The sequence below is a fragment of the Planomonospora algeriensis genome, from assembly GCF_977012225.1.
On sequence record NZ_CDRNDK010000128.1, the window covers coordinates 1 to 6,827 of the forward strand.

9 protein-coding genes are annotated in these 6,827 nt (G+C 74.8%); all 9 read right to left on the reverse strand.

Annotated features, from left to right (window positions below):
• Positions 1 to 1,630: phosphoenolpyruvate--protein phosphotransferase (locus ACWJ6R_RS15595; protein ID WP_449062927.1), on the reverse strand; the 1,630-nt coding region annotated here is incomplete at its 3' end.
• A complete protein-coding gene (locus ACWJ6R_RS15600) occupies positions 1,627 to 1,911 on the reverse strand; it encodes an HPr family phosphocarrier protein (protein ID WP_449062909.1) in 285 nt (94 codons plus the stop codon). The genes ACWJ6R_RS15595 and ACWJ6R_RS15600, both read right to left, overlap by 4 nt.
• Positions 1,912 to 1,962: 51 nt before the next feature.
• On the reverse strand, positions 1,963 to 3,039 hold the full coding sequence (locus ACWJ6R_RS15605) for a zinc-dependent dehydrogenase (RefSeq protein WP_449062910.1): 1,077 nt from the start codon (positions 3,037 to 3,039) through the stop codon (positions 1,963 to 1,965).
• Positions 3,036 to 3,491, reverse strand: coding sequence for a PTS sugar transporter subunit IIA (locus ACWJ6R_RS15610; protein WP_449062911.1), 456 nt, complete (start codon positions 3,489 to 3,491; stop codon positions 3,036 to 3,038). The genes ACWJ6R_RS15605 and ACWJ6R_RS15610 overlap by 4 nt, the downstream gene beginning before the upstream one ends.
• Complete coding sequence (locus tag ACWJ6R_RS15615; protein WP_449062912.1) at positions 3,484 to 3,792, reverse strand: PTS lactose transporter subunit IIB; 309 nt, start codon at positions 3,790 to 3,792, stop codon at positions 3,484 to 3,486. Before ACWJ6R_RS15615 ends, ACWJ6R_RS15610 begins: the two co-directional genes overlap by 8 nt.
• Positions 3,793 to 3,795: 3 nt before the next feature.
• Positions 3,796 to 4,968: a mannitol-specific PTS transporter subunit IIC gene (gene mtlA, locus ACWJ6R_RS15620; RefSeq protein WP_449062913.1), complete on the reverse strand. Its 1,173-nt coding sequence runs from the start codon at positions 4,966 to 4,968 to the stop codon at positions 3,796 to 3,798.
• 67 nt (positions 4,969 to 5,035) lie between these two features.
• The gene (locus ACWJ6R_RS15625) at positions 5,036 to 5,218 is read right to left on the reverse strand and encodes a hypothetical protein (RefSeq protein ID WP_449062914.1); all 183 of its coding nucleotides are present in this window, start codon (positions 5,216 to 5,218) and stop codon (positions 5,036 to 5,038) included.
• Positions 5,219 to 5,253: 35 nt separating this feature from the next.
• A complete protein-coding gene (locus ACWJ6R_RS15630) occupies positions 5,254 to 5,976 on the reverse strand; it encodes a 1-phosphofructokinase family hexose kinase (protein ID WP_449062915.1) in 723 nt (240 codons plus the stop codon).
• Positions 5,973 to 6,734 carry a DeoR/GlpR family DNA-binding transcription regulator gene (locus ACWJ6R_RS15635; protein WP_449062916.1) on the reverse strand — a complete coding sequence of 254 codons (762 nt, stop codon included), beginning with the start codon at positions 6,732 to 6,734 and terminating at the stop codon, positions 5,973 to 5,975. Before ACWJ6R_RS15635 ends, ACWJ6R_RS15630 begins: the two co-directional genes overlap by 4 nt.
• Positions 6,735 to 6,827 lie beyond the last annotated feature (93 nt).

A 6,827-nucleotide genomic window follows, 5' to 3' on the forward strand; every position in this document is an offset into this window, starting at 1 on the left:
TGGCCCGCTCCGGGTCGTCGGCGTCGAGGGCGAGCCGGGCGTCGTCCCGGCAGCGCTCCAGGGTACGGCGGGCCAGGGCGTCCCGGACCGGGGCGAGGCCCGGCGCCGACATGGACAGGCTGGTGACGCCGAGCCCGGCCAGCACGGGGGCCAGGAGGGGATCGGCCGCAGCCTCTCCGCACACCCCGACCGGCTTGCCCGCCGCCAGCCCGGCCCGCGCGCACCCGGCTATCAGGGCGAGCAGCCCCGGCTGCCAGGGGTCGAGCAGGTCGGCGAGCCCGCCGTGCTGGCGGTCGGCGGCGAAGGCGTACTGACTGAGGTCGTTGGTGCCGATGCTGAGGAAGTCGAGCCGCTCCAGCAGCCGGTCCGCCCGGAGCGCGGCGGCCGGGACCTCGATCATCGCCCCGACGCGGGTGATCCCCCGCGCCCGCGCCCGCGCGGCGAAGTCGTCCGCCTCGGCCACCGTGGAGACCATGGGCGCCATCACCCACGGCTGCGCGCCGCTCGCGCGGGCGGCCTCGGCGATCGCGTCGAGCTGGGTGTCGAGCACGCCGGGCCGCCCGCGCGCGACGCGCAGCCCCCGCACGCCCAGCGCGGGGTTGGGTTCCGGGCCCGCACCGAGGAACGGCAGCGGTTTGTCCGACCCCGCGTCGAGCGTGCGGACGACGACCTTCCCGCCGGGGAAGGCCCGGAAGACGGCCTCGTAGGCGGCGACCTGCTCGTCGAAGCCCGGCTCCTCCCGGCGGTCGAGGAAGAGGAACTCGGTGCGGAAGAGCCCCACCCCCTCGGCGTCCGCCCCCGGGGCGAGGTCGGCGGCGGAGCCGATGTTGAGCAGGAGTTCGACCGGGTGCCCGTCGGCGGTCCGGCCGGGGCCGCGGCTGGCCGCCTGCCGGAGGCGGTCGGCGGCGGCGAGCCGCAGGATCCCGGCGGCCTCCTCCTCGCCGATGCCGGTGCGGACCTCCCCGGAGGTCCCGTCGACCGCCGCCCAGGTCCCCTCACCGACGTCCGTGGCGCCCGGGCAGGCGACCACGGCGGGCAACCCGAGGGCGCGGGCGAGGATCGCGGTGTGGCTGGTGGGCCCGCCCTTCTCGGTGACCAGGGCGAGCACGGTCCCGGTGTCGAGGCCCGCCGTGTCGGCGGGGGAGAGGTCCTCGGCGACGAGGACGAACGGGTGGCCCGGATCGGGGACGCCGGGGACGGGCAGGCCCAGCACCGCGGCGACGGCCCGGTTGCGGATGTCGTCGAGGTCGGCGGCACGCTCGGCGAACAGGCCGCCGGCCGCCAGCAGCGCCTCCCGGTGACCGGCGCAGGCGGCGTCGAGGGCGTGGACGGCGTCCATCCCCGCGGTGACGTTCTCCTGCACCGACTCGAGCAGGCCCGGGTCGGCGGCGATGAACGACTGCGCCTCCAGGATCGCGCTCGCGGCCGGGTCGGACGCCGCCGAGGCGCGTGCCGCCAGTTCGGCGGAGACGGCCTCCAGCGCGCGCAGCGCCTCGCCGAGCTCCCGGTCCGGGTCGGTCTCCCGGACCGGGTCCGGGAGCGGGAGCCGGGCCCGCCATCCGGAAGACCCGGCCCGCCGTCCCGCCCGGGACCGACCCCCAGCCCGCGCAGCGTCGCGGGTGCGGCTCAGGCATCCGGCGCCTCCTCGGCGTCGAGGTCGCGGGCCAGCAGCTCGGCCAGGGAGTCGAGCGCGGAGTCCGCGCCCGGTCCCTCGGCCTCCAGGACGACCTCGGCGCCGTGCCCCGCCCCGAGGGCCATCACGGCGAGCATGCTGGTGGCGGGGACGGACTTGCCCGCGCCGAGACGGATCCGCACGGGCACCCCCTGGGCCGCGGCGGCCTGCACGAAGAGCTTGGCCGGCCGGGCGTGCAGACCTGTACGCGAGGCGATGACGACTGTCCTTTCCGACATGTCCGGACTTCCTCTCTGGCGGGATGGGGCTGGCGGTTCAGAGCTGGCGGTTCAGGGCTCGACGGTGACCTTGATGGCCTCGCCGCGGCTGACGATGTCGATCCCGTCGAGGACCTCGGGAAGCGGCAGCCGGTGGGTGATCAGATCGGCCACCGGGACCGCTCCACCGGCGATCAGCTCCAGAGCCCGGGCGTTGTGCGCCGGGCTGGACCCGTTGGCGCCGACGATCGTCAGCTCCCGGTAGTGCACCAGGTTGGAATCGCACCGGATGATCGGATCGTCCTTGGGCAGGCCGCCGAAGAAGCTGATCCGCCCCTGCCGGGCCGCCATCCGCAGAGCCTGCTCCTGGGCCGCGCCGGAGGCGGCCGCGGTGATGACGACGTCGGCGCCCCGGCCCTCGGTCAGCTTGAGCACCTGCTCCACAGCGTCTCCGGCGGACCCGGCATCCCCGGCATCCCCGGCGGACCCGGCGGACTCCGAACCGCCGTGCACGGCGGCGTCCGGCCGGACCAGGGCGGCCGCCGCCTCCAGCCGGCCGGCGTTGACGTCGACGAGGAAGACCCGGGCGGCCCCGCGCGAGCGCGCCAGCCGTACGTGGAGGCAGCCGATGGGGCCCGACCCCATGACCACCACGTCGTCGCCCTCGCCGACCCGGGCCAGCTCCTGGCCGTTGAGCACGCAGGCGAGCGGTTCGGCGACCGAGGCCTCGGCGAAGCCGACCCCCTCGGGGATGCGGTTGACGCCACCCACGGCCAGGACCTTGGCGGGCACCACCATGTACTCGGCGAACCCGCCGTCGTAGTGGTAACCCATCGACTCCTGGTTCGGGCAGACCGTCATCCGGCCCCGGCGGCACTCGCCGCACGTCCCGCAGGGGATCGCGGCGATCACCTGCACCCGGTCGCCCGGAGCCCAGCCGTCCGCCCCGTCGACCACCTCGCCGGCGATCTCGTGCCCCATGACCCGGGGCGGCCTGATGTGGTGGTGGCCGTGCTTGAGGATCTTGGCGTCGGTGCCGCAGGTGGAGCAGTTGCGCACGCGGATCCTGAGCTCACCCGGCCCGGCGACGGGTTCGTCGGCGTCCTCGACCCGGATGTCACCGGGGGCGTGGAAACGGGCGACCTTCATTCTTCGTCCTCCTCTATGGGTTCCAGCAGGCGCAGCACCTCGGCGACCTCGTCCGCCTCGCGGAGGGCCCGGGCGCGGTCGGGTTCCATCAGGATCCGGGCGAGCGCGGCGAGCAGCCGCAGATGGCCGTCGCCGCGGGCGGCGATCCCGACGCAGACCGTGACCCGCTCGCCGTCCCAGTCGACGCCGCCGGGGAAGCGCAGCACGCACAGGGCGTCGTGCCGGACGGCGTCCTTGGCCGCCAGGGTGCCGTGCGGGATGGCGACGCCCTCGCCCATGTAGGTCGAGACCGTGCGCTCGCGCTCCAGCATCGCGTCGAGGTAGGGGGCCTCGACCGCGCCCACCTCCATCAGCGCCCGGCCGCACTGCAGGATCGCCTCGTCGCGCCCGGCCGCCGCGGCGTCCAGCCGTACGGCGCGCGGGTCGAGGGGGAGCGGGACCGTCTCAGCCACCGACCGTCCCGCCCTTCTTGATGGTGTCGATGAGCCGCGTCACCGCGGGGTCGCCGATGAAGACCTGGAAGGGGACCAGTACGGTGTCCGGGGCCGAGGCCCTGGCCCGGTCGGCCAGGCCCGCGTGGCAGAGCACCACGTCGGCGTCGCCGGGGATGGAGTTGACCGGGGTGTGCACCACCTCGATCCGCTCCCCCTTGAGCTGGCGGCGGACCTGGGTGGCGAGCATGACGCTGCTGCCCATGCCCGCGTCGCAGGCCACGACGATCTTCCGGATGTCCTTGCTGTCGATGCCGGTCACGGGTCATGCCTCCTTGGAGACGGGTGCGGTGGTGGGTGCCGTGGCGGTCGCGGCCTCGGGGTCGGTCCCCTCCGGAGCCGTGTCCGCCGCGGCCGCGTCCGGGGCCGGATCGGCGGCCGGGTCCTGCCCCTCGCCCCGGCCGAAGCCCAGCAGCACCGCCGCGACCGCGAAGGAGACCGCCGCGGCGACGAGGATCCCGGCGCCCGAGGCGAACCAGCCGCCCCTGGGGGTGACCGCGAAGTAGGCGAAGACGCTGCCGGGGGACGGCGGGGCCACCAGGCCGCCGCCGGTGAGGATGAAGGTGAAGACGCCCGCGGCGCCGCCGGCGATGACCGCCAGGATCAGGCGCGGCTTCATCAGGACGTACGGGAAGTAGATCTCGTGGATGCCGCCGAGGAAGTGGATGACGATCGCGGCGGGCGTGCTGGGACGCAGCGCCCGGGGGCCGAAGAACATGAAGGCCAGCAGCAGGCCGAGGCCGGGGCCGGGGTTGCTCTCCAGCATGAACAGGATCGACTTGCCCTGCTCGGCGGCCTCGGCCACGCCCAGCGGGCTGAGCACGCCGTGGTTGATGGCGTTGTTGAGGAACAGCACCTTGGCGGGCTCGATCAGGACCGAGGCCAGCGGGAGCAGGTTGTTTCCCACCAGCCAGCCGACGGCGTCGCCCGCCGCCTCGGTCACCGTCTCGATGACCGGGCCGATGCCCTGCACGCCCAGCAGCGCCATGGCGCCGCCGACGATGCCGGCGGTGAAGTTGTCCACCAGCATCTCGAAACCGGCCCTGGTCCGCTCCTGGGTGAAGCCGTCCACCAGCTTGATCAGGTAGGCGGCGAGCGGGCCGACGATCATCGCGCCGAGGAACATCGGCACCTCGGCGCCGACGACCACGCCCATGGTGGCGACCGCGCCCACCACGGCGCCGCGCTGTCCGTGGACCATCCGCCCGCCGGTGTAGCCGATCAGGACGGGGAGCAGGACCTTGACCATCGGGTCGACGAGGGCGGCCAGGCTCTCGTTGGGCAGCCAGCCCGTGGGGATGAAGAGCGCGGTGATCAGACCCCAGGCGATGAAGGCGCCGATGTTCGGCATGATCATTCCGGCGAGGTGGCCGCCGAAGCGCTGGATGGTGGCTCTCACCCCGGTCCCCTGGACGGCGGGGGTGTAGTCGGTGCTCATGTGATGGTGCTCCTTCCGGGGCGACCGGCGGGGCGCGCCGGTCAGGGGGGGTGGTGGTGCGCCGCTGTCAGCCCCCGGACCGCAGCGGCAGGGCCGGATCGGCCGTGAAGGTGCGGACGTGGTCGCGGCGGATGTCGGCCGGGCCGGGCATCCGGCTGCCGGGCAGCCCGACGGCGGCGGTCGCCCAGGCCAGCGCCTCGACCAGCGCGGCCTCGCCGCAGGCTCCGGCGGCCAGGAACCCGGCCAGCATGGCGTCGCCGGCTCCGACGGTGCTGCGGGGCTCGGCTACCGGGCCCTCGCCGTACCAGATCTGTCGCCCTGGAGCAGGACCGCGCCGTCGGGGCCGAGGCTGGCCAGGACCGTGCCCGCGCCCCGGGCGCGCAGCGCCGAGGCGGCCTCGATCGCGTCGCCGAGCGTCGTGATCGCCCGGCCGGTCGCCTCGGCGAGCTCCTCCCGGTTGGGCTTGACCAGCGCGGGCCCGGCCTCCAGGGCCGAGACCAGCGCGGGCCCGCTGGTGTCGACCGCGACGAGGATGCCCGCACGGGCGAAGCGGCGGCACAACCGGGCGTAGACGTCGGCCGGGACCTCGGGGGGGAGGCTGCCGGAGGCGACCACCCAGTCCGCCGAACCCGCCGCGCCGAGCACCGCCTCGGCGAGGGCGTCCAGCTCGGCGGGGGACAGGGCCGTGCCCGGCTCGTTGATCTTCGTGACGGTGCCGTCGGGCTCGGCCAGCGCGACGTTGGACCGGGTCGGCCCGGTGACCGGCACGGTGACCATGTCGATGCCCTCGGCCGACAGCAGGGAGACGAGCCGCCGCCCCTCGTCGCCGCCGTAGGGGACGACCGCGCAGGAGGGGACGTCGTTGGCCAGCAGGGCGCGGGAGACGTTCACCCCCTTGCCGCCCGGGTCGAGGTGGGTGTCGGCGGAGCGGATGACCGCGCCGCGGGTCAGCGCCCCGATCTCGATCGTCCGGTCCAGGCTGGGGTTGAGGGTCAGCGTCACGATCATGCCCGCACCACCTCGGGTCCGGCCGCCGAGATCTCGGCCGCCAGCGCGGCGTCCAGGCCGGTGTCGCTGATGACGAGGTCGATCTCCGGGAGCGTGGCGAAGCGGGCCAGGTAGGTGTTGGTGAACTTGGTGTGGTCGGCCAGCAGCACGCTCCGGTGCGCGGCGCCGATCATCGCCCGCTTGATCGCGGCCTCGGCCGGATCGGGGGTGGTCAGGCCCTTGGCCACCGAGCAGCCGTTGGCCGCCATGAACGCCACGTCCACGTGCAGGTCGGCGAGGGGGCGCAGGGCCCAGTCGTCGACGGTGGCCAGCGTCCGCCCGCGCACCCGGCCGCCGAGCATTATCACGTTCAGGCCGGGCCGTACGGCCAGCGCGGTCGCCAGGGGCGGGGAGTTGACGATGACGGTGAGCTCCCGGTCGGGCGGCAGGGCCTGCACCAGCCGGGCGGTGGTCGTCCCGGCGTCGATGATGACCGCGCCGTCCTCCGGGAGCTCGGCGAGGGCCGCTTTGGCGATGCGCTCCTTCTCCGCGGTCATCACCTCGTCCCTGGCCGCCAGCGCGGGCTCGAAGCCCAGCCGCTCCACGGGGATGGCGCCGCCGTGCACGCGCCGCAGCACTCCGGCCCGCTCCAGCGCGGTCAGGTCGCGGCGGATCGTCTCGGTGGTGACGGCGAACTCCTCCGCCAGCGCCATCACGTCCACCCGCCCGGCCTCGCGGGCGCGCCGCAGGATCTCCTGCTGCCGCTCCTCGGCGTACATCGTGTTGATTCACCGCCGTTTCCGTGTTGTTTCGTATTTATTTACACCCGTATGTGTGGGAACACAATAGGCGGGGGCAGGGCACTTCGCCGG